This is a genomic window from Marinoscillum luteum (assembly GCF_044005705.1).
Taxonomy (GTDB): domain Bacteria; phylum Bacteroidota; class Bacteroidia; order Cytophagales; family Cyclobacteriaceae; genus Marinoscillum; species Marinoscillum luteum.
The window spans coordinates 458,140-482,637 of the sequence record NZ_JBIPKE010000015.1; the positions used below are offsets into that span (position 1 = coordinate 458,140).

A 24,498-nucleotide genomic window follows, 5' to 3' on the forward strand; every position below is an offset into this window, starting at 1 on the left:
CAATGCTTTTTGTATTTTTAGGCATTCCTTCAAATCACACGCCCTATGAGTGAAGAGATTCTCAATGCCATACTCCAACTGCTTGCTATTGTAGCCAGAGAAGATGATGTTACATCTGCTGAGAAAGCTTCCGTTGAAAACTTTCTGGTCAGCAAGCTGACCGCTGAACGTGCAAAAAAATACCTGCTTTTCTTCGATGAGCTAACTAAGAAGCAGCACTATTCAGGCAGTGACGAAACTCAAATAGCGGAGATCTGTGCCAAAATCAATAAAGAACAAACCGCTCAGCAGAAGATCATCATCATCCTTGATTTGATTATTCTTATTGCTGCGGACGGCAAAGTCTCCAACAGAGAAAGAGAACTCCTGTACCTGATCTCTGAAAGCATCAACATTTCAAAACCCATCACAGATCTGATCAAAGCTTTTGTGATTTTTCAGGAGCGAAGCAAGATCAGCTCCAGACATGTACTGATCATTGATGATGGCACCCATGAAGTGCCGGACAAATGCAAGCGCCTGATCCGACAGGGCCTCGATGGATTTATCCTCGTTTTGAGTGTTCCAGAGATCGACATTTACCTGGCTAAATACATTGGTGAGCGACCTGTAGTCCTGAACGAAGGGCCTATGCGCATCAATCACATCTATAATTTTGCCAGTGGGAGCGCTATCAAATTTGAAAACGCCGAGCCCATATACCATAGCGAGGTAGTCAATAGTTTCAGATCCATCGCATCTGACCATCACCTTACCTTTGCGGCCAGAGAAGTCACCTTTAAGTTTAAAAATGGAAAAGTTGGCCTACGTAACATTAACATTGAAGAGGAATCAGGAAGGCTGATAGCGCTGATGGGTGGAAGTGGTGCAGGAAAGTCCACCCTGCTGAATGTACTCAACGGCAATGAGCGCCCCTCTGAGGGTACCGTGCGCATTAATGGCGTGGATATTCACAAAAACAGACGTAAAATAGAGGGCGTAATAGGATACGTACCACAGGACGACCTGTTGATCGAGGAGCTCTCGGTCTTTGATAACCTCTACTATGCGGCTAAGCTGTGTTTCAAAAGACTCAATGAAGAAGAGTTACAACAATTAGTCAACAAGACACTTGAGTCCCTCGGACTATACGAAACCCGCAAACTACGGGTGGGCTCACCCTTGGACAAGACCATTTCCGGTGGACAGAGAAAGCGCCTGAATATAGGTCTGGAATTACTTAGAGAGCCTTCTGTACTCTTTGTTGACGAACCTACCAGCGGGCTTTCCTCCAGAGACTCTGAGAATATCATGGATCTGCTCAAAGAGCTTTCCCTCAAAGGAAAAATGATCTTTGTGGTGATCCACCAGCCCTCAGAGGACATCTTCAAAATGTTCGACAAACTGATTGTGCTCGATGTTGGTGGCTATCAGGTCTACTACGGCAACCCCATTGATGGCATTGCCTACTTCAAGGATATTGTGAAGATGGTGGATCAATCAAAAGCTGCCAACCCTGAGCAAATCTTCAACATCATTGAAACCAAGGTGGTCAATGAGTTTGGAAACTTCACGAAAGAAAGAAAAATCACCCCCTACCAGTGGTATCAGTACTTCAAGGAGCGAATAAATATCCCCCCTGTAGAGGAAACTCCCGTGATCCCGCACAAAACACTGGATATTCCCAACAAATTCAAGCAGCTAAGAATATTCTCCATTCGGGATTTCAAATCAAAGCTGAGCAATACGCAGTACCTCACAATCAACCTTTTGGAAGCACCGGTTCTGGCTCTTTTGCTCGCTTTCATCGTCAGATATCTACCTGAGGACACTTCCTTTTATCAGTTCAGAGAAAATCTCAACATTCCTGTCTTCTTTTTCATGAGTGTGATTGTCTCACTTTTTATGGGGCTCACAGTCAGTGCTGAGGAAATCATCAAAGATCGGAAAATACTGAAACGGGAAGCTTTTCTCAACCTTAGCAGGTCCAGCTATCTTGTTTCCAAGCTTATCATTCTCTTTGGCATCTCGGCCTTTCAGACAATGACCTACACCCTTATCGGCAACTGGATTCTGGGCATACAGGGCATGTTTTTCCCTTTTTGGTTGGTCCTTTTCTCCATATCGTGTTTTGCCAATGTACTGGGACTCAATGTCTCTTCGGCTTTTAAGTCAGCCATAACCGTCTATATTCTCATCCCATTGCTGGTCATTCCCCAGCTCATTCTCAGCGGTGTGGTGGTCAATTTCGACAAACTCAACCCCGCTATCACTACAGAGGATAAAGTGCCGATGATAGGGGAAATCATGGCTTCACGATGGGCCTTCGAGGCAATGGCAGTACATCAGTTCAAGGAGAACGAATATGAAAAGTACTTTTATGAGGATGACAAAGTCATGGCTCAATCAGAATTCAAGACCGCTTATTTATTTCCCAGAATAGAAGAAGACCTCAAACAAATCCATCACAACATGGGAGCAGCCAGTGAGGCGGAAAAAGAGGAATATGCGTACCAACTCAAAACCATCCAAAACGAACTTAAAAAAGAGCTCTCCGAAATCGGTTATGATAAGTTTCCCGAAGTAGATCAACTCACTGTAGATCAATGGAGTGAGTCTCTTTTTCATGAGACGATGGTTTTTGTAGAGAAGCTGATCAAGTATTATAACCTGCAGTACAAGGATGCCAATTCAAGCAAACAGGCGCTTTTGGCTGATCTCAACTCTACTCCGGAAAAACAAGCACGTTTTGAAAGTTTGAAAAATGAAAATGCCAATGTAGCCGTCGGGGTGATGGTCAAGAACATTACCACGGAACATCGCATATTGGAGCATAAAAATCATTACATTCAAAAGCTCTACCCTATTTACAACGATCCGTCATTTCCGGATCATCCCCTCGACTTCAGGGCACAGTTTTATCAGCCTACCAAACATTTTGGTGGTTTGTGGATAGACACTCTTATCTTCAATGTCATCATCATATGGATGATGAGTCTTGGGTTGTTTGTTACGCTGTATTTTGATTGGTTTAGGAGAATCATTGCGTTCATTAGTAGATAACAGTCTTGTTTTTCATAGCCTCAAAAGTACTATTCTTCCTGATCAGCCCGCTTAGCTGGATTGTTGCACTCTTGCTGCTTGCCGTATTTGCTCGTAAGGAGGGGTTGAAGAAATATTCACTTTGGAGCGGCTTACTACTACTTCTGGTCTTTACCAACCCCATACTCAGCAACTACGCCATGGTGGAATGGGAGTATGCAGCCATTCCAAAAGACCAACTCCCCTATGTGGAAACGGCGGTAGTATTGGGAGGCATGCTTGAACCAGGCAAGGAACCTATAGATCAATATCATTTCAATGGAAGTGCAGACAGGATCAATGAAGCCTTGATTCTGTTTAAGGAAGGTATCGTACAAAAACTCATTCTCTCGGGAGGATCAGGTTCTCTAATGGATCAGACGCTACGCGAAGCACATTTTCTTGGTGCCTACAGCCAAACACTCATAGAAGCTCATGATGATCAGATATTTATGGAAGCAAACTCCAGAAATACCTATGAAAATGCAGTAGAAACGGCCAGAATATTAGACTCACTGGGTTTAAAAGAACAGAAAGTGCTTTTGATCACCTCCGCTTCGCATATGGCGCGGGCACTTAGGTGCTTCAAAAAGCAAGGAATCATAGCCATTCCTTTTCCGGTAGATTTCAGAGGACAGCAAGGCAATTGGAGTCCATTTTGGATACTTCCCTCCCACACGGCCCTGGAGGCCTGGAACATCCTGATCAAGGAATGGGTGGGATTATTGACTTATCGCCTGACTGGATATGCATAAAATAGCCCGTTCCGATAAAATCGGAGCGGGCTATTTTTTATGACACAGATAATTAAGGGACGATTAGTCCTCTTTCTTATCCTTAGTATCTTTTTTCTTAGCTGGGGCTTTCTTAGGCTTTGCTTCTTTTGCTTCAGCTTTAGGTGCAGCAGCTTTTTTCTCTTTTGCAGGAGCTTCAGCTTTCACTTCAGGAGCTTCCTCTTTCTTCGCTTCTGCCTTTTTTGCAGGTTTTGGAGCGGCTTCAAAGCTTTTCTTAATCTCCTCTATGTCCACATTCTTGATGGTAGGCATAGCATTAAGTTGCTTGATTTTGCTCACGCGATTTTTAGCTCTTGATTTATTTCTCTTACCCTTTCTTTCTAATCTTGTAACGGCCATTGTCTGATCATTTCTTTTTAACGAGGTGCAAATTTAGAGGATTAGTTAGTTTTGTCCAAAATAAATCTATGGCAACTTCAAAACCATCCATACCCAAAGGAACACGCGATTTCGGACCACTTCAATCAGCAAGGAGGTCCTATATTATAGAAATCATCAAGAAAAACTTTGGAAAGTACGGCTTCAATCAGATCGAAACACCTGCTATGGAGCAGCTCTCTGTGCTCACAGGCAAGTACGGAGATGAAGGTGATCAGCTATTATTTAAGATACTAAATTCGGGTGACTACCTGAAGAAAACGAGCGTAGAGGATTACACGAAAGGCAGTCCTCACATGCTCAATCAGATTTCAGAGAAAGGACTGAGGTACGATCTTACTGTACCCTTTGCCCGGTTCGTGGTGCAAAATCAGCATGACATCACTTTCCCCTTCAAGCGCTTTCAGATACAGCCTGTTTGGCGTGCCGACAGACCCCAAAAAGGCCGATACCGTGAGTTTTACCAATGTGATGCGGACATAGTAGGTTCAGACTCTCTTTGGAATGAAGCTGAACTCACCCTGCTCATCCATGATGTATACAGAGAATTGAAATACGATGGATTTGTATTGAAAATCAATCACCGAGAGCTCTTGAATGAGCTGGCGAGATATGTCGGCCTGGCAGGTCAAGAAATGCCATTTTGCATCACCATCGACAAACTGGATAAAATTGGCTCTGACAAAGTTCAGGATGAGCTCCTGGCCCTGGGTGCAAATGACACAAAGCTTCGCTCCGTTATTGATCTGTTTGAGCAAAGTGCAGATAACACCACCAAAATCGAGTTATTCAAGAAGCTGATAGGTGAAAACAAAGGCACCACTGAGTTGCTCGCATATTTTGATTACCTGACCCGCACAGGCACCAAAAATTTAAAAATAGACCTGGACCTTAGCCTGGCAAGGGGCCTCACCTATTACACCGGAATCATCTTTGAAGTGAAGGCCACGGATGTGCAGATAGGAAGCATCACCGGTGGTGGGCGGTATGATAACCTTACGGGTGTTTTTGGACTGGAGGGAATCTCCGGAGTAGGCATTTCCTTTGGTCTGGACAGGATCTATGACGTATTGGAAGAAAAGAATCTTTTCCCGGAGTCTCTGACCAAATCAGCAGATGTACTCATCGCTCACTTTGATCAGGAATGCTTCCTACACGGCATTGGGCTACTCAATCAACTCAGAAGCGCTGGCATCAGGGCAGAGATTTTTCCCGATGCGGCTAAGATCAAGAAGCAGTTTAACTATGCCGACAAAAACGCCATCCCCTACGTGCTGGTGGTGGGTACAGAGGAAATAGACAAAAAAGAATATACCTTCAAAAACATGAGGGACGGTAATCAGGAGATGCTTTCGATAGAAAGTGTGGTAGCAAGACTTGAGTCGAAAATTTAATCAGGACTCCCTCGTTAGTTTAAATATTAGTAATGACTATTTGAGAGTACTCCTATTCATACTGAACTTCATCTGCTTTGCCGGCATAGGGCAGCATACAAGTAATTTTGGAAGATTTTCTATTGCTTACCCTCAGGGGTGTGCGCCTGTTACCATTCACATCAGTGAGCATGACAACCTGGGCACGATCAGCAGACAGTATTTTTATGAAGAGGGGGCAATAGAAACCACTGATACCTTTCATACCTATACTGAACCGGGAAGATACGAAGTGGTTCAATTTCTGGGAGAGGACATCCAGCCCAAAACAGATACCCTGATATTTGAAGTACTGGAGGCCATCCCTCCGGCGCTCAGTATTTTTCAGTGTTCAGAAACCGAGATTACCGTTGGATTCTCTGACGAATACTACGACTATTACCGGGTATGGTTCTCAGAAACAGATTCGGTCACCTACGTACCTGGTGATGGGCTACCCACCTATGATTATGGTCAATCAAACGGAATGATTCAGGCAGTAGGCTATTTTAACAATGCTTTTGCCTCTTGTCCGGATATAAGCCAGTCGTTTAATCTTCAAAGTCTTCAACCCCTCAACATCAACTCCGCTGAGATTACAGAGGCATGCCTCGATGACCTCTATCTGCAGCTCTCACTTTGGCCAAGCCCAGACCCACTCACCCTCTACTCGGTAGAGTTGCAAACAAATGGAGCCACTTTTGAAACCATCCATCAGGGTAAGTTAACTACCTCCACTCCCTCTTTTCACCTGGGCACTGACCTGCAGATCGATGAATTCTGCACCCGGATTAATATATTCAACCCCTGCACTGAGACCATTTTATTTACGCAGGAAAGCTGCGATTCGGCTGGATCTACAACGAAAAACCTACTTGAGTCCTACGCCACCTATAGCGGTGATGACATTTTGATTCACATTGATTCCTCTTCTTCCAAAGAAGTTGAAATCAAAAGAAAATATGGAGATGGCGCCTTCTCATTGGTGGCCACCACCCAGGGAGACTACACCGACGATGTGCCTCCCGGCGCACGCCCCTTCCAATACCGTCTGATTCAGCAGGACAGCTGTGGTAATGCCATTGACTCCATTGTCGTAGCACCTCCACACATCAAACTCACGGACCGTAGCTACTCCGAAAACCGCATACAAATAAGTCTCAGTCCGCCCCAAAATGCTTTGGGTAGCTACACTCAATCCCTCCTGTTTTACAATGACGACAGTAGTAAGGTTCTGGAGACCAATTTCGACACTAACATTCTCTTACCCGGTGGCCTGGGGACCAGCGTTCACCTCCGGGTTAGGTACAGCTACGATAACGACCTATTTATCCTATCCAATGCTTTGACAGAAGCTTATGAAATTACGGTGTTTATCCCTTCAGGATTTACCCCAAATGGGGATGGACTCAATGACTATTTGGAGCTTTTTGGGCTCCCTACCAGTGATTTTGACATAATCATCTATGACCGGTGGGGTGCCCCCATTCATCAGTCTAATACTAATCCTGTATGGCATGGAGAAATAGGCAAACACGATGCTGATGAGGGAACTTACCTTTACCGGCTCACCTTCCGACTGGAAAACGGTGAACTTAAAACTCAAGTTGGTACTTTTACACTTTTAAGGAATTAACACATCAGTGCTATGTTAGATATGATGAAAATGATGGGCAAACTAAAGGAGGTTCAGGAAAATATGAAAGCAGCCCAGGCCGGATTGAAAAACATCACTGCATCTGCAGAATCTGGTGCCGGTATGGTAAAGGCCACTATAAATGGAAATAAAGAGGTCACAGCCCTGGAGATCGATGAGTCCATTATCTCCAAAGAAGACGCTGACATGATGAAGGATTTGATCATCGCTGCCATCAACAAGGCAATAGTGGAAGTGGACGCTGCATCGAAAGAGCATATGAAGAAAGCCACAGAAGGAATGATTCCAAACATCCCCGGATTCGACCTAAATAACATGATTTAATGTGCAAAGTTGCTGTTGTCATCCTGAACTATAACGGCCGGGATCACCTGCTCCACTTTTTACCAACGCTCATAGCGCATTCGCCTGATGCTGAAGTCATTGTAGCTGACAATTGCTCTACAGACGACTCTCTGGCAGTGCTTCAGCAGTTTCCCTCAGTTCGCACCATACTCCTGGACCAAAACTATGGTTATGCCGGGGGCTATAACGAAGCCCTCAAGCAGGTTAATGCCGATTACTACCTTTTGGTCAACTCTGATGTGGAGGTCTCTCCAAACTGGATCGCTCCACTCACTCATTACCTGGATGAAAACAAAGATTACGCAGCTGTTCAGCCGAAAATCCTCGATTTTAATCAAAAAGATTATTTCGAATACGCAGGAGCAGCAGGAGGATTTATCGATCTGCTGGGATATCCCTATTGCAGGGGGCGTGTTTTCAATACATTGGAGCAAGATACGGGTCAGTATGACTCCAACGCTGACATTTTCTGGGCAAGCGGCGCATGCTTTATGATTAGGTCTGAGGTGTTCAAACAAGCCGGCGGATTCGATGCTGATTTTTTCGCGCACATGGAAGAGATTGACCTTTGTTGGCGGGTCAAAAGTCTGGGATTGAAAATTGCTTTTGTCCCAAACAGTGTGATCTACCATGTGGGGGGAGGTACATTGAACAAAACTAGCCCCCGCAAAACCTACCTCAATTTCAGAAACGGGATCAGCCTTTTGATAAAGAATTTACCTATCCCAATGCTGTTAGTGGCGCTTCCTGTAAGGCTGATTCTTGACTGGATGGCCGCTTTTCTCTTCTGGAAGAATGAGTCCTTTTCACATTTCGCAGCGGTATTTAAAGCTCATGCAGGCGCTATGAGGGCTTTTCCCAGTCAAATCAAACTAACCATCCGATCAGGCACACGGCTGAAAAATCAGAAAAAAGCAATTCTCCCCGTTGCTTACTACGTTCTGAGAAAAAGAAACTATGAAGCGATCAATAATACCAAATAGAATTGTCCCTTCTACGCAGCATTTTGCGGAAATTCATAATAAATGCTAACGCCAAATAAAGAATAACAGGCGACCCGAAAGTCAAAAATGAAGCATAAATAAAGAACAATCTTATGCCTGATGTAGGGATTCTTAGCTTCTCCCCCAACCTTGTACAAACACCAAACGCGTATTTTTCAAAAAAATCTTGCATAAATCATATTCAATATAGCAACAAAGATAACAAAAGGCCCTTAGATTTGTTGAAATTGAGTTACTAAGAAAGTTTAAATTTCCGTATTATTGCAGTTCAATAATCGGAATTGACCATTATTACAATTGAAAATTCAAAAAAATGATCCACATGAGAAAATTTAACTTTGCTATGGCGTTTGTCGCCGGAGCAATCATTTTTTCTGGTTGTACGCTCGGCAAGATGATCAAGCTAGCTGCAAACCAGGATTTGCAGGTAACCCCTAATCCACTTGAAGTTCATGGTGGTGCGGTTCCGTTCCAGATGTCAGCGGTTTTACCTCCAAAAATGCTCCCTACAGGAAAAGTTTACACCATAAACACTATCTATCAGTACGGTGATCAGGAAATAGCTGTTGGATCTATAGAGTTCAAAGCTGAAGACTTCCCTAACAGTAGTTCTTCTACTTCTCGCAAGAGCGGTGATTTCTCTATCCCTTATCAGGATGGAATGAATCCTGGAACACTCTACGTAGAAGGTGTGGCTAAAGATCCAAGATCAGGAAAGTCAAAGACTTCTCCAAGAATGGCTGTAGCCCAAGGTTTGGTAATGACCAGTTCTTTTGCGAAGCCTGTAACTTTCAGCTCTTATGCTGACCATGGTTACAACGACAAAGAAGAGCTTGTGCCGACAAAAGTGGATTTCTTTTTCGCTCAGGGTGTAGCGACACTTAATCCTTCTTTGAGCTTTGATGGTAGCTCAAACCGTTCAAAAAGTAACGACCTTGCTGCTTTCATCGCAGAGAAAAACGTTACCAGAACTGTAACAATCACTGGTACTCACTCTCCAGAAGGTACTGAAAGAATCAACAGTGGTCTTTCTGAAAACAGAGCTAAGGCAATCGAAAGCTTCTACAGAAAGCAAATGAAGCGTTATGACTACAAAGGCATGGCGGATTCAATCAAATTCATCCTTAAGCCTGTGGTTGAAGACTGGTCTGGTTTGAAAGTGGCCTTGGTATCTTACACAGGTATCTCTGACGATCAAAAAGCAGCCATCTCAAGAATCATCAACGGAAATGGTTCTTTCGAAGAGAAAGAAAAAGAATTGCAGAAACTTCCTGCATACAAAACTCTTTTGGACAAAGTTTACCCAGGTTTGAGAACTGCTAAGACTGAAATCCTTACAGTGAAGCCTAAAAAATCCAATGCTCAAATCGCTGTATTGGCTAAGCAAATTGCCAATGGAAGCATTTCTGCTGATACCCTCACTACTTCTGAGCTATTGTTTGCGGCTACCCTCACTCCTTCTTTGGATGAGAAAGCTGCCATCTACAAAGCTGCTACCAAAAGTGGTGCATGGGAAGCACATAACAACTTGGGTGCTGTATACCTGGAGCAAGCTGCAAAAGCAGAAGGTGCTGACAAAACCAAATTGGTGCAGGATGCTATCACTCAGCTTGAAATTGCAAAAAACAAAAGCAAGTCTGCAAAAGTATCAGCTAACATGGCTGCTGCTTACGTGATGCAAGGCGAATATGCTCAGGCATTGACCTCTATAGGTGATGCTGAGGCTGCTTCTCCTTCTAATACTACAGCTAGCAACATCAAAGGAATGAAAGGTGCTATTCAAGTAATGAATGGTCAGTACGAAGAAGCTAATGCTTCATTTGCTTCTTCTGCAAAGAGCGCTACCGTAACTTTCGATTCAGGTCTTTCACAACTTCTAAGTGGAAACTACGATGGAGCGAAGAGCACATTGGGTGACATAGCTACCAACGAAAAACTTGGTGCAGAAGCTAATTACCTGATCGCTGTAGCATCAGCCAGACAAAACAACGCCGCTGACGTGGCTAGTAGTCTTAAAGCTGCAGTGTCTAAAGATCCTGCATTGAAAGACAAAGCACTTAACGATCTTGAATTCACCAATTACGCTGACGCAGTTGCTCAGGCAGTGAAGTAAGAATTCTGAAATTTATATTTGAAAGCTCTCCATTTTGGAGAGCTTTTTTTATTTATATCGAGCTAATATTTTAATTTAGCAGCTTTCTTAATCAACAATCAAATCATGCGAGAAATACAATTCAGACAAGCGCTTGGCGAAGCAATGAGTGAAGAAATGAGAAGGGACCCTAAGGTCTTCCTTATGGGTGAAGAAGTTGCAGAGTACAATGGTGCTTATAAGGTAAGCCAGGGTATGCTCGATGAGTTCGGACCAGATCGTGTGATTGATACGCCTATTGCGGAGCTTGGTTTTGCTGGAGTGGGTGTTGGGGCAGCCATGAACGGCCTCAGACCGATCATTGAATTCATGACTTTCAATTTCTCTTTGGTGGCCATTGACCAGATCATCAACGGAGCGGCGAAAATAAAGTCTATGTCCGGGGGTCAGTTTGACTCCCCTATCGTATTCAGAGGCCCAACCGGAAACGCCGGACAACTCAGCTCTCAGCACTCTCAAAACTTTGAAAACTGGTATGCCAATACTCCGGGACTGAAAGTGGTCGTGCCTTCTAACCCTTACGATGCTAAGGGCTTACTCAAAGCTTCCATCAGAGACGACAATCCTATTATCTTCATGGAATCTGAGCTGATGTACGGAGACAAAGGTGAAGTGCCGGAAGAGGAATATCTATTAAACCTTGGAGAGGCCCATACCGTGAAATCAGGAACTGACGTAACACTCGTCTCCTTTGGTAAAATGATGAAAGTGGCTATTGAAGCTGCAGATTTGATGGCCAAGGAAGGTGTGAGTGTAGAAGTCATTGACCTGAGAACGGTAAGACCCATCGATTATAAGGCAATAGTAGAATCAGTAAAGAAAACCAACAGACTGGTAATTGTGGAAGAAGCATGGCCATTGGCCTCTATTTCTGCAGACATTAGTCATCATGTGCAAAGACACGCCTTTGACTATCTGGATGCACCTATCCATCGAGTGAATAGCATGGACCTTCCTCTGCCGTATGCACCTACGCTCATCGAGGAAATACTTCCTAACGTTAAACGAACTTTGGACGCCATTAATGCGGTTTCATACAGATAATTCATAGATACCAAATAATAAAAAAGGGATCAAGTGTACACTTGATCCCTTTTTTATATCCGGCCAAAATTACCGTGACTTACGACATCAAATTGGACAAAGCCTTTGCTCCCCCCATCTTGTTCATGGTTTTCATCATTTTACGCATCTGCTCAAATTGCTTCAGCAATTGATTTACCTGATTTACTGAAGTACCACTTCCATTGGCAATTCGCTGCCTGCGGCTCCCATTGATAAGGTTTGGATTCTCACGCTCCAATGGAGTCATAGAACGTATGATGGCCTCTATAGGCTTTAATGAGTCATCATCTATATCAATGTCCTTGATGGCCTTGCCCACACCTGGCACCATGCCGAGTAGGTCCTTGATGTTACCCATCTTTTTGATCTGCTCCATCTGAGAGAGAAAATCATCAAATCCAAACTGGTTCTTCTTGATTTTCTTATTGATTCGTCGGGCTTCTTCCTCATCAAAAGTCTGTTGCGCCTTTTCCACCAGGGAGAGCACATCACCCATGCCCAGGATTCTCTTGGCCATACGGTCAGGGTGAAACAGATCGATGGCATCCATCTTCTCCCCAGTACTAATATACTTAATGGGTTTGCTGACCTCTTTCCTTACGGAAAGCGCCGCTCCACCCCTTGTATCTCCATCCAGCTTGGTGAGTACCACTCCATCAAAATCAAGTCGCTGATTGAACGCTGCTGCTGTATTCACAGCATCCTGTCCAGTCATGGCATCCACCACGAAAAGTGTCTCAGAGGGCTGTATTTCTTTCTTAATGCCTGCTATTTCATCCATCATGGCTTCATCTACCGCCAATCTACCCGCTGTATCAATGATCAATGACTTCTTGCCATGCTCCTTTGCGTATTTCACAGCATTCTTAGCAATCTTCAAAGGATTCTTCTCATCGGGCTCCGTGTACACTTCCACCCCTATTTGCTCGCCCAGCACCTTTAGCTGATCAATGGCAGCCGGTCTGTACACATCACATGCGGCCAGTAACACTGTTCTTCCCTGCTTCTTAAACTGATTAGCGAGCTTCCCACTAAAAGTGGTCTTACCTGACCCCTGTAGACCTGATATAAGAATAATATTGGGATTGCCTGTCAGGTTGATCGGCACATTGGTCTCTCCCATCAGTATGGTAAGCTCCTCCGCCACGATCTTAGTCAGCAATTGACCTGGAGATACAGCTATCAACACATCACGCCCAAGGGCCTTTTCCTTAATGGAATCGGTCACTTCCTTAGCTACCTTATAATTAACGTCAGCATCGATAAGTGCTCTTCTGATCTCCTTAACGGTAGCAGCAACATTGATCTCCGTAATATTACCCTGCCCCTTAAGCGTCTTAAAGGCTCTATCTAACTTAACACTAAGATTATCAAACATTATCTTCCAATTTTATCTAACCGCAAAGCTAATAAACATCTGTTTATCGTAACCCATAGACGCCATATTCAGTATTATACTTTACGTAGTACCTTGTAATACACAATAACAAAATATATAAACATGAAAAAGCTAAGCCTAACCATTTTCGCACTACTATTGATAGCATTCACCTACCAGGCAGAGGCTCAAAGCAAAGTAGTCGCCAAAGACCTTATCGGATCGTGGAAACTGGTCATCGATGTAGATGAAGAGTTTGAAGAAGCCAAAAGAGAAGTCGATGAAGAGGACTCATTCCTTGGGAAAATCATCCTCAATTCGGTCTCTGGCATTGTTTCTGGTATACTTGAAGAAATTGACATCTACATGGAATTTAAGCCGGGAGGTGAAGTAAAAGTAATAGTAGAGGCATTCGACGAGCGGGAGATTGAATATTCAGAATGGCAAATAGACAAAAAAGGTCGCTTGTATATTTCTGACACTGAAAACTTCTCCACAGGAGATTCTGATTACTGGTTAATGGAAAAAGGTGTTTTGATCCTGTTCGAAGACGATAACGAGCGCAGTGATAACGTCTACTTAGTGAATATGGATAGCAATTAAATACCACTTTAAGGGTATTGCCACCCTAACAAATTCTGTTTTATTTTGAAACTATTATTAGTTTTTAAAGTTTCTTGAACTAATTTTACAAAATAACTCAGGATTTGTTATGAAAAACAAAACAGCTATAAAACTTTTATCCTCCATCACTGCCTATCTGATCCTTATGTTCGGTCTCGGTTGTGACGAAAAGATCATACGTAATTTCTTTGATCTGCAGAGTAGTCTGGTTTCGACCATATCCTTTGTCATCCCTCACTTATAATTTTTTTGAGATTGGCGGGGGAATAGTTAATTGACTTCAAGGTTTTATTGTCCTCCTTACGGTAAACCAAAAACTTACCCTCCTTCTCTACAAAGTAAGCCGCTGTTCCTTTTTCATTTTGATAGTAATCTACGGTTTGCTGCGCCTCTTCCTGAGACACGCACGCCTTGCTCATATTGGAGCGCTGTACCTCATTGAATAGGGTAACAAATTTATCTCCCAAACCAAACTCCAGTACCGCTCCTGAAAGCACGTACTGAATATCACAGAGTGCATCTGCCACTTCCACGATATCCTTATCCAGGATAGCTTGTTGCAGTTCATTAAGCTCCTCCTGAATGAGAGACACCCTGAGAGCGCATCGCTCGGCGGAGGGAATCTGAGGTGTATCCAACACCGGGTGTTTAAACGTTTTATGAAATTCTGAAACCTGATTTAAAGAATCTATTTTATCCATTATTTATCTTTTTCGTTTTTTAGTGCTTTAATCAAAAAGAACACAAAGCCGCCTACCACCACTCCGACAATCAAAATCATACTCACTATCGCAGAACCACTCATACTGTTACTTTACAAAATCGGTGATACAAAAATTTATTAATCACAATCCCCATCAAAATTACCGTGCCCCACTGCGTAACGATAGAGGCGTTACTATATACATCCATCCAGTTCCAACTGCCCTGGGCATCAAACCATGGGAATGTGCTATACCCCTGTGACATCCACCAATAAATGAGAAATACACCCAGCAGGATATTGACATAGATAGCATATTTGAAATAGGCATTTGAAATGGTAAAGTCAGAATCCTTGTCGATCAGCTCTTTTTTGAATTTGACAGGATCATATAAGGCTGTGGCCACGGATATGAAGATTCCACTCACTATAAGACCAAGTCCCCATACCCAATCCTGATTGCTGAAGAAGTCCAGTGAATAGGCCGATGGTAACCCAAAGACAGTAAATGCCACCAGAAGTATCACTGCAATCATACCTTCAGATATACCAATGGTTGAGAGATTACTCTTGAGGAGCTCGAGCATAGGCAGAAACGAGCTAAAGGCAGCCAATGTAAGCGCCAAAAAGAAAATGAAAGTCATAAAGCCACCACCTGGTATGGTAGCGAACAGCTTCGGTATGATCGTAAAAGTGAGTGCCTGACTACCTGACTGCAGAAAAGCGGTAGCCTCCTGATCACTCGCAGAAAGTGCGAATACAGCAGGCAGTATGGCTATGCCAGCCAGTATAGAAGCGGTATTGTTTCCAAAGGCTCCGATGAACGTGTTCAAGGTCACGTCCTCTTTGGCACGGGTATAGGATGAAATAGTAATCATCAAACCCCAACCTGCTCCGGTAGACCATGCCGACTGTGATAGGGCCTCAATCCAGATGGTAGGATTACTGAAATTATCCCATTTGATCGCAAACATATACTCCAGGCCTTTTGTACCATTTTCCATGGTGAGTGCCGAGGCGGCTACAATCACCAGCAGCACAAACAAACTGGGAATCAGGATACGATTGGCCTTCTCCAGCCCATTCTTCACCCCTTTGCGCACCACTATCACACCCAGAACAATCACCAGTATATACAACCCGATGGTCACCATGCTGCCATTGGAAAGGGAATCCCACTGGTCCAGCAAGTAATTAGGATTGCTTGCTAATTTATCCGTAAGGGTATTTCCCATAAAGCCATCGTATAAATTGATCACCGAGATGGACAGGTATTCAATGGACCAGGCGGTCACTACTGAGTAATAGAAAGCTATCCCAAGCGTGCATATGGTAATGAAAAACCCCATCCAGGTAAGCCTTTTGCCAGCCAGCTTACCAAAAGAGCCAATTACCCCACTTTTATACTTTTTACCGATGGAAAACTCGGCCAACAGTAAAGGAATGGACCATACAAAAAGGAAAAGAATCCAGAGTAATATGAAGCTACCCCCATACTGCCCCGCCAAACGGGGGAAACGCCACAAATTACCTGCGCCAATGGCCATTCCCAGTGAAGCGAGAATGATCCCCCATCGATTGCTAAACTCCTCGCCCTTGCTCATAATTTGTCTTTGGAAGCTTTCACCACAGATCTATACAAATAGACAAGAATCAGAAACAGCAAGCCGGGTCCAAGCAGGCTCCCACCGAATGTGCCGTCACTCAGTTCCAAATCAAGACCGAAAGTAGCGATGAGTGCAATCATAATGCCCATTAGCGCCTCTCCGGTGATTAAACCAGAGGCAATCAGCAAGCCAGCATTGGAAGCCCTGTCGGCGCTCTCTGAGGATATGTTATTTCTTTTAAAACTCCTATCCAGCATCCAGGCAATCACCCCACCAACAAAAATGGAAGAGTCCAGCTCAAAGGGAAGATAAAGTCCAACAGCAACCGCCAAAACAGGCATTCTGAAGTTGGAACCAATTTTCTTAAGGTATTGATCAGCGATTATGATGAGGGCACCGATACCCCCACCCACTGAAATAATGGTCCAGGGAAGCTTACCTCCAAAAATTCCGGTAGCCACGCTCATCATCAGGGTGGCTTGTGGAGCAGCCAATGGATTAGGATGTTCGGCTGTAGGGTTTCCAATTCCCTTGGAAGCGAGTAGCAGATTCAATACCGGAGCGATCAACAGGGCCCCGGCTACCACTCCTATCATTTGCATCACCTGTTGATTTCTAGGTGTAGCACCCAACACATATCCGGCCTTAAGGTCCTGCATGTTATCTCCGGCGATGGCCGCCGCACAACATACCACAGCTCCAACCAAAATTGCTCCGGCTGCTCCCCTTGAAGGATCAGAAGAGCCCATGAGCAAAAGTAGCAGCAAAGCAGTACTTAAAATGGTGGCGATAGTGACCCCTGAAATGGGATTATTGGAACTCCCAACGAGTCCGGCCATGTAACCCGCTACAGCCGAAAACAGGAAGCCCGCAAGTACCATTATCAAGGCCATGAAAAGCGTAACAGGCACGTCCTGAATAATAGTGAGGTAAATGAAGAAAACAGGAACGATCATGATTCCAATGCCCATTAGTACCCAGGACATTGGAGTATCCAGTTCTGTTCTTAAAGTCTCTGAGACATTCTGAGCGCCTGCCTTAAAGGCCTTCACTCCAGAGGTGAAAGCTGTGGTAAGCGCACTCTTTAGGCTAATGAGCGCCCACAAACCACCCACGATCATAGCTCCCACTCCAAGGTATCTCATTTTGGCGCTCCAGAGGGCTCCACCGAGGGCTTCCGGACTAATACCATCCACGCTCACGAACTTTCCGGCCTCTACCAGCTCGGCAGCCACCTGAGCATATCCATTGAAACTCAAATAAGCAGGCATAGCCACCCACCAGGTGATGACTCCACCCAAGAACACCAATGTGGCAATATTTAATCCCACAATATAACCTACCGCCACAAGGGCCGGAGAAAGGTTCAAACTGAAATATAAATAGGCCTTTTGGTTAACGAGGGCAGCCTTCTCATACACACCGCCCCAGAGTTTGAGTGCTTCGGTACCTAATTTGAAAAGTCCGCCGATCAAACTTCCGTAAATCAAATATTTCACAGACTTGCCCCCGGTTTGGCCGGTTTTCAATACCTCAGCGGTAGCGACACCTTCAGGAAACATTAGCTTTTCTTTGACGATTAGGGCATTTCGCAAAGGAATGGTGAATAAGACACCCAAAACCCCTCCACAAATGGAAATGAGTGTGGTCTCTATATAATTAAACTCCTCCCAGTATCCCATGATGACCAGAGCCGGAATGGTGAAAATAACTCCTGCTGCCAGTGATTCCCCTGCCGATGCAGCGGTCTGCACCATGTTATTCTCCAGAATGTTTGAATTTTTAAAAGCCTTGAGAATGGCCATAGAGATCACTGCCGCGGGAATTGAAGCTGAGACGGTTAGTCCCGAGAACAATCCAAAATAAGCGTTGGCCGCTCCTAAAACGACCGACAAGAGTGCTCCGATAATAATCGACCTGAAAGTGAGCTCGTTGAGCTTGGTTTCAGGACTAATGTAAGGTTTGTGCATGTAATTTGGGTTTTGGGGTATTTTGACTGCCGACAAAAATGCCTATTTAAGTCGCAAACCCAAAAAGTACACGATATCTTTTTATCTCTTACTACCGTCGATGGAAAAAACTTTGTTACTGATCCGATAAGCCAATATGACAAAGATCAGTTTTTGTACACCTGATCGCCGCTGGTGCTTTCCCCGGTAATCGTATACTGCCCCCGGTCCATGTAAAGCCGATCTTCGGATCTGGAGCTACCTACATGCAGATCACCAGAAGTAGCCCTCAGGTCAAAGCCGAGTGATCCAATCTCATTTTCAAAAACAAAATAAATATCTCCGGAAGTAGATTTGAATCGACTGTCGCCCGTGATGCGAACATAGTCTCCGGTGATATTGCCAGACGTGGTGCCGGCCTCAATGACTCCCTCTACTCCATCGAAATCCAGGTCACCGCTTGTAGCAAAGGCCTTCACATTCCCTTTAATCTTATCGCATTCAATATTGCCAGAGGTCGCCTGTGTCTCTAAATTTCCACGGATTTCAAAATACTCCTGATCCCCGCTGGTGGACCTCATTTTTATATCCCCGGTAACATTTCTTGCTCGCAGGTCCCCCGAAGTGGCTTTTAGCCAACAATCTGAATTGATATTCTTCAGCACTATATCTCCACTCGTAGTGGAAGCCTCCAGCTCTCCCGTAAAATCCGATACGTTGATATCACCTGAAGTATTTGTGATTTTAAGCTCTATGTGCTCCGGCAGGGTAAGAGCGAGCTTGCCAAGCTCAATATTGGACCAACCTCTGTTTCGCTCCTGTTTACGTTCCACCCTAAAAACAACAGTGGTACCTGTCTGTATGCTGGCAATCAGGTAATCCCCCGATTTTCCACTCCCTTTGATGATCCCATCGAACACCAGACTAGAACCCGGGGTGACGAATACATCACAAAAAGCACCATCTATAACCACCTTTTTTACATCGGATGATTCAAAATGGTGCTCAGCCAGTGTGGTCTGGGCAAAGGAAGCAAATGAAATAATTAGACAACAAATGAGGGTAGTGGTTCTTTTCATGACTAAAGTGTTTTAATCAACAGATGTCCCTCCACTCTCAAAGGTTGCACCTAGCCTACTTTTATTTTCGAAAGCTCGGCCAGGAGTCGCAATCCCTCTTTTAAATAAGGGTCTTCGGAAAGCTTTTTGGCATTCTCATCTGTGAAAACCTCGCCCTGATCCAGCGTAGTAGACAGGTTATCTTCTATTTCTTCGTCTTCCTGCTGCAAAAGTCGGCGCTCCTCTAGGTTGAGTGACACGGCAGTCTGTTTTCTCAGTTCTTTGGCCCTTTCTATTTCCTTCACCAAATTCTGTAGGTCTTTATCCTCCTCTAAGTGGTTCTGATAGAGCGCCTCCAGTTTACTGATTAATTTGGGTGAAATCTGATTGGTCATTTTAAAATTGGAAGAAGAAATCTCATCCCATGGTAGTGCATTGGGGCGCCCACTCTCGCCGAAAATCTCATCATCATATGGAGATGGAAAAGCAATATCGGGTGCTACCCCCAGCTTCTGCGTACTGCTGCCTGTTACTCTATAAAATTTGGCAAGGGTCATTTTGAGCTGCCCCAGTTCCACATCTGATTGACGCATATAGCGTCCTATATCAATGAGATTCTGAACAGTGCCTTTACCAAACGTATTCTCACCTACTATAATACCTCTCTTGTAATCCTGAATGGCACCTGAGAAAATCTCAGAAGCCGAAGCACTGTATCGATTAGTCAAAACTGCCAAGGGCCCATCATAATACACCTTACCATTGTCTTCATCTTCCATAATATCAACACTGTTGTCCGTGTTGCGTACCTGAACTACTGGCCCCTTTGGAATGAATAAACCTGTCAGCTCAATGGCTTCCTGCAATGAGCCTCCACCATTGTATCTTAAATCAATCATCAATCCGTCAACTCCCTTTTGATTCAGGCTGTCAATCAATTTCTTGACATCACGTGTGGTACTGCGGTAATCTTTCACCCCGCTATTCATTTCTTCAAAATTCAGATAGAAACTTGGGATATTGATAACCCCCAGGCTAAACGTCTGATTTCCTTCGGTGATGGGGATGATTTCCGCTTTTGCGGCTGATTTCTCCAACTTGATTTTATCCCTGACCAGCCTGATGGTATCCGGCAGGCCATTGATGTCTTTGTCGTGCTTGATCACCTGCAGTCTCACTACTGATCCCTTAGGTCCCCTGATTTTCTGTACCACCTCATCCAGCCTCCAGCCTACTACATCCACAAACTCAGCATCATCTCCCTGTGCTACTCCAATGATTTTATCATCCTTCTGAAGCCTCTGGCTCTTGTATGCAGGGCCTCCGGGGATAATGTCGGCTATCTTGGTATAATCAAGCTGTTGGGTGAGTTGCGCACCAATTCCCTCTAACGAAAGGCTCATATCTATCTGAAAGTTCTCCTTGGCGATGGGTGAAAAATAATCCGTATGTGGGTCATAGGCACTCGTCAGAGCGTTCATATATGCCTGATACACATCTTCACTATTATACTGATACAGTGCTTTCTCTACCCGCTTGTATCTTTTGCCCAGGGCTTCCGCAATATCCTTCCACTCTTTGCCAGCCAGCTTATAACTCAATGCCTGACTTTTAATGATTTTTGCCCACACTTCATTCTGCTCTATCTTATTCTCTGGCCATGGAAGGGCCTCCCTATCTGTTTCAAAGTACTCTTTTTGATCAAAATCAGGCTCCGTTTTCAGTAATTCGTGCACATAGTCCATTCTGTCCAGTGATCGCTCACGGTAAATACTAAATACCTGATAAGCAAAATCAAGATTCCCTTCGGGCAGATCATTATCTATTCTGTATCTGTATTTTTCGAAATAATCCAGATCCCCTTTGAGAAAATAGGACTTATTCGGATCGAGTGATTCAAAGTAGTTGTCGAAAACCACAGAAGAAAGTGAATCATTCAATGTGGCCTTCCGGTAATGATATCGATTCAGTAGGTTGATAATGACGAAAGTCTCGCTGGAATGCTCCGGTTTTGGTTCCAAGACTTTTAAAGAATCGGATACCAATTGGTCCTGAGAGGAAGTTTGAACCAGATGTTCGGAACCATCAGAAAATCCAAGGCTCACTACCAACAAGAGAATCAACAGAAGATTGTTCATATATTTAAGATTTTTGAATCGATTTGACTTTCACACCTTACTCCGCAAAACGGACTTCTTCAAAAACGAAAGAATTTCTTTATGGTTCGAATCTACAGCGTGCTAAATCAATGATAATTAAGTTTTACGAAAAGTGATTACCCAAAGACACATTCCATACCAAACTCCCGAAAAATTCTGAATATTTTTCCTGTGATGATAAAAATGCTCTTCCGCTATCCTTGGACTCTAACGATTTAAATTTCGGATATAATACTGGTTACAACAATTTAACCAAATTGGTAGTTTGCTTTAAATGTAATAAATCCATTACTTTCGGGATATACTTGTTGAGTAAAAACTAAAACCTATAGAGAAGATGTCAGAGTTGTACAAAGAGCTGTTAGCCGGAAATCAAAACTGGGTAAGAAACACCTTGAAGCTGAACCCTAATTTTTTTGATAGCCTGGCCGAAGCTCAAAACCCCCAGTTTCTTTGGATTGGCTGCTCAGATAGTCGTGTACCGGCTACAGAAATCACCAACACCCTTCCTGGTTCTATTTTTGTGCACAGAAACATTGCCAATGTAGTAGTGCACACAGATTCTAATCTGCTCAGTGTGGTCAATTATGCTGTGGAGGTGCTCAAAGTAAAACACATCATTGTGTGTGGTCACTACGGGTGTGGAGGTGTGAAAGCTGCCATGAGCAATGAAGACTTTGGCTACCTCAACAACTGGCTCCTGCATATCAAAGATGTGTACCGATTGCACCAAAAAGAACTGGATGCGATTGAAGACACCCACAAGCGGTTTGATCGGTTTGTGGAAGTAAATGTACAGGAACAGGTTCATGACCTTTCGAAGGTCTCCTTCATCCAGGAAAAATGGAAAACCGGCGAATTCCCATATATCCATGGCTGGGTATATAGTCTTAAAGATGGCCTACTCAGAGATTTGGATGTAACCATCAATAGTCAGGAAACGCTGGACAAAGTATTCAGGTACGATTAAATTACTGCTTTCTTATAAAAGGATCAAAAAAAGCCCGCGGCACCGATATCGGTGCCGCGGGCTTTTGATTTTTTGAAGTAGATGACTCTACTCTTGTAAGTGGTTCCATACCAAGGCAGCCGCTCCGAGGACTGCCGCATTTTTTTTCATCATACCTGATGGAAGTAGCTTCACCTTCCCTTTGTAAAAGGGCAGTAGGTTTTCTTCCAGGTGCTTTCGGGTGGGATCAAAAATCCATTTTCCCGCCTTAGCCAGACCTCCTAGTAGAAAAAATGCCTCCGGATGTGAAAATGCCGTAAAGTTAGCCAGTTGTTCGCCGAGGATTTTACCCGTCATTTCGAAGGCAGCCTTAGCGATGGGGTCGCCATCCTCGGCCGCTTTAGTGATGATCTCTCCATGCAGCTCATTGTATGAGTAATCGCGCAACACACTATCATCCATCATATCTGAGAGCAGGTAGAAGACCGTTCGCTTGATCCCTGTGCTGGACACATAAGCTTCCAGGCCGCCCCGGATTCCCAAACCAGTAAGGCGCCCATTGTCCACTATCTTGACATGTCCAAGCTCACCTGCCTGCGAATCATACCCATAAATTAGTTGACCATTGCTCACGATCCCACTTCCCAGGCCGGTACCCAGCGTGATGACCATAAAATCCTTCATGTCAGCCGCATTGCCATAGATCATTTCTCCAATAGCCGCAGCGTTGGCATCATTGGTAATATAGATAGGCAGATCATATCGAGTCTTGAGTTCATCTGTGAAAGGTACAATTCCTTTCCATAGCAGATTGGCCGCATGCTCTATCGTCCCGCGGTAATAGTTGGCATTCGGAGCACCCACTCCTATTCCCATCACTTCGTGCTCAAAATCAATCTGGCTGCGAAGCCCCTCAATTTGGTTTTTCAACTCATCCAGGTAGTCACCAAACCCCTTATGCATAGTGGTAGAGAAATCCATGTGTGCATACAGATTACCTTCTCTGTCCACAATACCCAATTTAGTGAGTGTTCCCCCAATATCCACTCCAATCGCTACTTTCTTCAACATTATCCGAAAATGTGTGTTATAAAATTTTTTAAATCCTGATAAGTCCCAAATATATACAGATCAGGTAAAAGGATTCTCCAAAAATTAAAGAGGACAGGGATTAATTAATAAGCACAGACCAAGCAGTATATCTCATTTTTTTGTATTATTGATATAATAAAAATCACTTAGCCATGAAGAAAATATTCATGCACGGTATTTACATCGTCATCATTGCCTTCTTTGTGGTCTTCGCAAACATCAAAGCCAGTGAAGCGCAAAAATCAATTCAAACGGCAGAAGAAGCCATATCACAGGCAGAAATGGCTCAAGCAGATGCAGTGAAGCAGGCCCAAATTTCAGAGTACCTGGCAACTGAAAAGTCTAAAGCTTTATATAGCACCCAGAAGATCAAGGATGAACTGGAAGCATGTAAGGGGAAAAAATGAAAAAGTACGGAATCCACTTTATATACGTTCTCATCATTGTGGCACTGGCTGTACTTAGCCGCATCAAAACCAATGGTTTGGAAGCGGAGTGCCTCAACGCAAGAGAGAGCGCAGAACAGAACGCAATGATGGCAAAGGAAGCGCGCCAACAAGCCATAGAACAAGCCGAAGTGGCAAAAATGGAAGCCTACAGGGCGCTGGAAGCAGCAGAGCAAGCGCGCAAGATGTTAGAAGAATGTCAACAACGTAAATGACCACATACCTATTTGCATACGGATTTCTAAAGACCCGTTTTCACGGAAACAGAAAGACAGAAACACCAGAAATAAAAGCAGAATTAATCACCAATGGATTCTACCCAGGCAGGATGTTCCGCGTAAATGTGTACCCCGGGGTGGTATATGACCCTGAATGTGGCCAAAAGGTCAAAGGTGAAATTTTCAAATTGGAAAATGCTGAGGAAATGCTCCACGTGCTGGATCGCTATGAAAATGCGCTGCCTTTGGTGCTGCTGGATCCGGACTATGAGCGCCGCATGCGCACCATAGAAACCCCCTCCGGTCCTCTTGACTGCTGGGTATATGAGTACCTCAAGGCGGTCAATCCTGCCACCGAAATCAAATCGGGTGAGTTTTAGTCATACTTTTGGGTGATTTGTCTACTCACGCTTGAAAGGGATTAATATTTTGTCCTTCTTTGGGTCTC

At 44.1% G+C, this 24,498-nt stretch carries 24 protein-coding genes; 13 read left to right on the plus strand and 11 right to left on the minus strand.

Annotation, left to right across the window (positions count from 1 at the left end; all coding sequences use genetic code 11):
* Positions 1 to 45 precede the first annotated feature (45 nt).
* The gene (locus ACHKAR_RS09730) at positions 46 to 3,042 is read left to right on the plus strand and encodes an ATP-binding cassette domain-containing protein (RefSeq protein WP_395417257.1); all 2,997 of its coding nucleotides are present in this window, start codon (positions 46 to 48) and stop codon (positions 3,040 to 3,042) included.
* A 5-nt stretch (positions 3,043 to 3,047) separates the two neighbouring features.
* Complete coding sequence (locus ACHKAR_RS09735) at positions 3,048 to 3,815, plus strand: YdcF family protein (protein ID WP_395417258.1); 768 nt, start codon at positions 3,048 to 3,050, stop codon at positions 3,813 to 3,815.
* Between the two features lie 63 nt (positions 3,816 to 3,878).
* On the opposite strand, the gene ACHKAR_RS09740 is transcribed toward ACHKAR_RS09735, so the two are convergent.
* On the minus strand, positions 3,879 to 4,193 hold the full coding sequence (locus tag ACHKAR_RS09740; protein ID WP_395417259.1) for a hypothetical protein: 315 nt from the start codon (positions 4,191 to 4,193) through the stop codon (positions 3,879 to 3,881).
* Positions 4,194 to 4,261: 68 nt separating this feature from the next.
* Here ACHKAR_RS09740 and hisS point away from each other — a divergent pair, with 68 nt between their 5' ends.
* The 4 genes from hisS to ACHKAR_RS09760 are packed head-to-tail and all read left to right on the plus strand — an operon-like array spanning position 4,262 to position 8,629.
* The gene (hisS, locus tag ACHKAR_RS09745; RefSeq protein WP_395417260.1) at positions 4,262 to 5,626 is read left to right on the plus strand and encodes a histidine--tRNA ligase; all 1,365 of its coding nucleotides are present in this window, start codon (positions 4,262 to 4,264) and stop codon (positions 5,624 to 5,626) included.
* A 40-nt stretch (positions 5,627 to 5,666) separates the two neighbouring features.
* On the plus strand, positions 5,667 to 7,280 hold the full coding sequence (locus tag ACHKAR_RS09750; protein WP_395417261.1) for a T9SS type B sorting domain-containing protein: 1,614 nt from the start codon (positions 5,667 to 5,669) through the stop codon (positions 7,278 to 7,280).
* A gap of 12 nt (positions 7,281 to 7,292) precedes the next feature.
* Positions 7,293 to 7,625 carry a YbaB/EbfC family nucleoid-associated protein gene (locus ACHKAR_RS09755; RefSeq protein ID WP_395417262.1) on the plus strand — a complete coding sequence of 111 codons (333 nt, stop codon included), beginning with the start codon at positions 7,293 to 7,295 and terminating at the stop codon, positions 7,623 to 7,625.
* Positions 7,625 to 8,629: a glycosyltransferase family 2 protein gene (locus ACHKAR_RS09760; RefSeq protein WP_395417263.1), complete on the plus strand. Its 1,005-nt coding sequence runs from the start codon at positions 7,625 to 7,627 to the stop codon at positions 8,627 to 8,629. Before ACHKAR_RS09755 ends, ACHKAR_RS09760 begins: the two co-directional genes overlap by 1 nt.
* Here the strand turns inward: ACHKAR_RS09760 and ACHKAR_RS09765 are convergent.
* On the minus strand, positions 8,613 to 8,822 hold the full coding sequence (locus tag ACHKAR_RS09765) for a PspC domain-containing protein (protein ID WP_159579147.1): 210 nt from the start codon (positions 8,820 to 8,822) through the stop codon (positions 8,613 to 8,615). The two genes, ACHKAR_RS09760 and ACHKAR_RS09765, sit on opposite strands and share 17 nt — an antisense overlap.
* Before the next feature lie 150 nt (positions 8,823 to 8,972).
* On the opposite strand from ACHKAR_RS09765, the gene ACHKAR_RS09770 reads away from it, so the two are divergent.
* Together ACHKAR_RS09770 and ACHKAR_RS09775 are read left to right on the plus strand one after the other, a co-directional pair.
* Positions 8,973 to 10,763 (plus strand): hypothetical protein, encoded by a 1,791-nt coding sequence (locus ACHKAR_RS09770; protein WP_395417264.1) that lies wholly within the window; start codon positions 8,973 to 8,975, stop codon positions 10,761 to 10,763.
* Between the two features lie 105 nt (positions 10,764 to 10,868).
* The gene (locus ACHKAR_RS09775; RefSeq protein ID WP_159579143.1) at positions 10,869 to 11,846 is read left to right on the plus strand and encodes a pyruvate dehydrogenase complex E1 component subunit beta; all 978 of its coding nucleotides are present in this window, start codon (positions 10,869 to 10,871) and stop codon (positions 11,844 to 11,846) included.
* A 79-nt stretch (positions 11,847 to 11,925) separates the two neighbouring features.
* On the opposite strand, the gene ffh is transcribed toward ACHKAR_RS09775, so the two are convergent.
* The gene (gene ffh, locus ACHKAR_RS09780; protein WP_159579141.1) at positions 11,926 to 13,245 is read right to left on the minus strand and encodes a signal recognition particle protein; all 1,320 of its coding nucleotides are present in this window, start codon (positions 13,243 to 13,245) and stop codon (positions 11,926 to 11,928) included.
* Between the two features lie 123 nt (positions 13,246 to 13,368).
* Here ffh and ACHKAR_RS09785 point away from each other — a divergent pair, with 123 nt between their 5' ends.
* Complete coding sequence (locus tag ACHKAR_RS09785; protein ID WP_395417265.1) at positions 13,369 to 13,848, plus strand: hypothetical protein; 480 nt, start codon at positions 13,369 to 13,371, stop codon at positions 13,846 to 13,848.
* Between the two features lie 136 nt (positions 13,849 to 13,984).
* Here the strand turns inward: ACHKAR_RS09785 and ACHKAR_RS09790 are convergent, their stop codons facing one another.
* The 7 genes from ACHKAR_RS09790 to ACHKAR_RS09820 form a co-directional block, all read right to left on the minus strand.
* Complete coding sequence (locus ACHKAR_RS09790) at positions 13,985 to 14,107, minus strand: hypothetical protein (RefSeq protein WP_395417266.1); 123 nt, start codon at positions 14,105 to 14,107, stop codon at positions 13,985 to 13,987.
* Positions 14,097 to 14,570: a pyrophosphohydrolase domain-containing protein gene (locus tag ACHKAR_RS09795; RefSeq protein WP_395417267.1), complete on the minus strand. Its 474-nt coding sequence runs from the start codon at positions 14,568 to 14,570 to the stop codon at positions 14,097 to 14,099. The genes ACHKAR_RS09790 and ACHKAR_RS09795 overlap by 11 nt, the downstream gene beginning before the upstream one ends.
* Positions 14,570 to 14,674: a MetS family NSS transporter small subunit gene (locus ACHKAR_RS09800; RefSeq protein ID WP_395417268.1), complete on the minus strand. Its 105-nt coding sequence runs from the start codon at positions 14,672 to 14,674 to the stop codon at positions 14,570 to 14,572. The genes ACHKAR_RS09795 and ACHKAR_RS09800 overlap by 1 nt, the downstream gene beginning before the upstream one ends.
* The gene (locus ACHKAR_RS09805; protein ID WP_395417269.1) at positions 14,671 to 16,176 is read right to left on the minus strand and encodes a sodium-dependent transporter; all 1,506 of its coding nucleotides are present in this window, start codon (positions 16,174 to 16,176) and stop codon (positions 14,671 to 14,673) included. Before ACHKAR_RS09805 ends, ACHKAR_RS09800 begins: the two co-directional genes overlap by 4 nt.
* On the minus strand, positions 16,173 to 18,149 hold the full coding sequence (locus ACHKAR_RS09810) for an OPT family oligopeptide transporter (RefSeq protein WP_159579131.1): 1,977 nt from the start codon (positions 18,147 to 18,149) through the stop codon (positions 16,173 to 16,175). The genes ACHKAR_RS09805 and ACHKAR_RS09810 overlap by 4 nt, the downstream gene beginning before the upstream one ends.
* Positions 18,150 to 18,295: 146 nt before the next feature.
* The gene (locus ACHKAR_RS09815) at positions 18,296 to 19,207 is read right to left on the minus strand and encodes a DUF4097 family beta strand repeat-containing protein (RefSeq protein ID WP_395417270.1); all 912 of its coding nucleotides are present in this window, start codon (positions 19,205 to 19,207) and stop codon (positions 18,296 to 18,298) included.
* A 50-nt stretch (positions 19,208 to 19,257) separates the two neighbouring features.
* The gene (locus ACHKAR_RS09820) at positions 19,258 to 21,324 is read right to left on the minus strand and encodes a carboxy terminal-processing peptidase (RefSeq protein ID WP_395417271.1); all 2,067 of its coding nucleotides are present in this window, start codon (positions 21,322 to 21,324) and stop codon (positions 19,258 to 19,260) included.
* Positions 21,325 to 21,682: 358 nt separating this feature from the next.
* Between ACHKAR_RS09820 and can the strand changes: the two genes are divergently transcribed.
* Positions 21,683 to 22,315, plus strand: a complete 633-nt coding sequence (can, locus tag ACHKAR_RS09825; RefSeq protein ID WP_395417272.1) for a carbonate dehydratase — start codon at positions 21,683 to 21,685, stop codon at positions 22,313 to 22,315.
* Between the two features lie 87 nt (positions 22,316 to 22,402).
* Here can and ACHKAR_RS09830 read toward each other — a convergent pair whose 3' ends face one another.
* Positions 22,403 to 23,365, minus strand: a complete 963-nt coding sequence (locus ACHKAR_RS09830; protein ID WP_395417273.1) for an ROK family protein — start codon at positions 23,363 to 23,365, stop codon at positions 22,403 to 22,405.
* Positions 23,366 to 23,538: 173 nt separating this feature from the next.
* Here ACHKAR_RS09830 and ACHKAR_RS09835 point away from each other — a divergent pair, with 173 nt between their 5' ends.
* Genes ACHKAR_RS09835 through ACHKAR_RS09845 form a run of 3 tightly spaced genes read left to right on the plus strand, consistent with a single transcriptional unit; the run spans position 23,539 to position 24,430 of the window.
* A complete protein-coding gene (locus tag ACHKAR_RS09835; RefSeq protein ID WP_395417274.1) occupies positions 23,539 to 23,793 on the plus strand; it encodes a hypothetical protein in 255 nt (84 codons plus the stop codon).
* The gene (locus tag ACHKAR_RS09840; protein WP_395417275.1) at positions 23,790 to 24,047 is read left to right on the plus strand and encodes a hypothetical protein; all 258 of its coding nucleotides are present in this window, start codon (positions 23,790 to 23,792) and stop codon (positions 24,045 to 24,047) included. Before ACHKAR_RS09835 ends, ACHKAR_RS09840 begins: the two co-directional genes overlap by 4 nt.
* Positions 24,044 to 24,430, plus strand: coding sequence for a gamma-glutamylcyclotransferase family protein (locus tag ACHKAR_RS09845; protein WP_395417276.1), 387 nt, complete (start codon positions 24,044 to 24,046; stop codon positions 24,428 to 24,430). Before ACHKAR_RS09840 ends, ACHKAR_RS09845 begins: the two co-directional genes overlap by 4 nt.
* Positions 24,431 to 24,498 lie beyond the last annotated feature (68 nt).

Bases quoted from the DNA above. Each gene is read 5' to 3' on its own strand.
- can (WP_395417272.1), top strand. From the start codon at position 21,683: ATGTCAGAGTTGTACAAAGAGCTGTTAGCCGGAAATCAAAACTGGGTA.
- ACHKAR_RS09815 (WP_395417270.1), bottom strand. From the start codon at position 19,207: ATGAAAAGAACCACTACCCTCATTTGTTGTCTAATTATTTCATTTGCT.
- ACHKAR_RS09800 (WP_395417268.1), bottom strand. From the start codon at position 14,674: ATGAGTGGTTCTGCGATAGTGAGTATGATTTTGATTGTCGGAGTGGTG.
- ACHKAR_RS09785 (WP_395417265.1), top strand. From the start codon at position 13,369: ATGAAAAAGCTAAGCCTAACCATTTTCGCACTACTATTGATAGCATTC.
- ACHKAR_RS09775 (WP_159579143.1), top strand. From the start codon at position 10,869: ATGCGAGAAATACAATTCAGACAAGCGCTTGGCGAAGCAATGAGTGAA.
- ACHKAR_RS09760 (WP_395417263.1), top strand. From the start codon at position 7,625: ATGTGCAAAGTTGCTGTTGTCATCCTGAACTATAACGGCCGGGATCAC.
- ACHKAR_RS09820 (WP_395417271.1), bottom strand. From the start codon at position 21,324: ATGAACAATCTTCTGTTGATTCTCTTGTTGGTAGTGAGCCTTGGATTT.
- ACHKAR_RS09810 (WP_159579131.1), bottom strand. From the start codon at position 18,149: ATGCACAAACCTTACATTAGTCCTGAAACCAAGCTCAACGAGCTCACT.
- ACHKAR_RS09830 (WP_395417273.1), bottom strand. From the start codon at position 23,365: ATGTTGAAGAAAGTAGCGATTGGAGTGGATATTGGGGGAACACTCACT.
- ACHKAR_RS09740 (WP_395417259.1), bottom strand. From the start codon at position 4,193: ATGGCCGTTACAAGATTAGAAAGAAAGGGTAAGAGAAATAAATCAAGA.
- ACHKAR_RS09840 (WP_395417275.1), top strand. From the start codon at position 23,790: ATGAAAAAGTACGGAATCCACTTTATATACGTTCTCATCATTGTGGCA.
- ACHKAR_RS09805 (WP_395417269.1), bottom strand. From the start codon at position 16,176: ATGAGCAAGGGCGAGGAGTTTAGCAATCGATGGGGGATCATTCTCGCT.
- hisS (WP_395417260.1), top strand. From the start codon at position 4,262: ATGGCAACTTCAAAACCATCCATACCCAAAGGAACACGCGATTTCGGA.
- ACHKAR_RS09730 (WP_395417257.1), top strand. From the start codon at position 46: ATGAGTGAAGAGATTCTCAATGCCATACTCCAACTGCTTGCTATTGTA.
- ACHKAR_RS09845 (WP_395417276.1), top strand. From the start codon at position 24,044: ATGACCACATACCTATTTGCATACGGATTTCTAAAGACCCGTTTTCAC.
- ACHKAR_RS09835 (WP_395417274.1), top strand. From the start codon at position 23,539: ATGAAGAAAATATTCATGCACGGTATTTACATCGTCATCATTGCCTTC.
- ACHKAR_RS09770 (WP_395417264.1), top strand. From the start codon at position 8,973: ATGAGAAAATTTAACTTTGCTATGGCGTTTGTCGCCGGAGCAATCATT.
- ffh (WP_159579141.1), bottom strand. From the start codon at position 13,245: ATGTTTGATAATCTTAGTGTTAAGTTAGATAGAGCCTTTAAGACGCTT.
- ACHKAR_RS09755 (WP_395417262.1), top strand. From the start codon at position 7,293: ATGTTAGATATGATGAAAATGATGGGCAAACTAAAGGAGGTTCAGGAA.
- ACHKAR_RS09765 (WP_159579147.1), bottom strand. From the start codon at position 8,822: ATGCAAGATTTTTTTGAAAAATACGCGTTTGGTGTTTGTACAAGGTTG.
- ACHKAR_RS09795 (WP_395417267.1), bottom strand. From the start codon at position 14,570: ATGGATAAAATAGATTCTTTAAATCAGGTTTCAGAATTTCATAAAACG.